The sequence below is a fragment of the Mesorhizobium sp. M7A.F.Ca.US.006.04.2.1 genome (genome assembly GCF_004022915.1).
GTDB lineage: Bacteria > Pseudomonadota > Alphaproteobacteria > Rhizobiales > Rhizobiaceae > Mesorhizobium > Mesorhizobium ciceri.
The window spans coordinates 1-413 of sequence record NZ_RZQA01001672.1 but is presented as its reverse complement, the minus strand read 5'-3'; the positions used below and the strand labels follow the sequence as shown (position 1 = coordinate 413).

Here is a 413-nt window from a genome sequence, read left to right as displayed (position 1 = left end):
GCTGATAACAACCCATCGCGTGCAGCGTCGGGCCGATATCCTCCACGATCGCTTCGACGCCAAAGGTTTCGGCGGCCAGCCGGCCGAGGCGGAGGCTGTCGGGATCGGAGTCGCTTTCCGGCATGAACAGGCAGAAGACGTTCTTAGCGCCGACGGCGCGGGCGGCGAGCGCGACCGAGACGCTGGAATCGATGCCGCCAGAGAGGCCGAGCACGAGCCCGCGCTTGCGCATGCCGCGTAGCTGCTCGCGCAACCCGGCGACGATGCGATCGGTTTCCGCTGCGTTGTCGAGCGTCAGCGCGTCGGCCGAGAAGGCGGGACGGCTCGGGGCGAGGGAGAGGTTCATTCTGCAGTCCCCAACGTTTCGGCCGCCAGCCTTCGGCTGACCTTTCCGGTATCGGTCTTCGGCAACT

1 pseudogene is annotated in these 413 nt (G+C 67.1%); it reads right to left on the bottom strand.

Features of this window, described 5'->3' with window-relative positions:
• Positions 1-346 (bottom strand): annotated as a pseudogene (gene nadE, locus EN925_RS39335) (NAD(+) synthase); the annotation flags it as partial.
• Between the last annotated feature and the right edge of the window lie 67 nt (positions 347-413).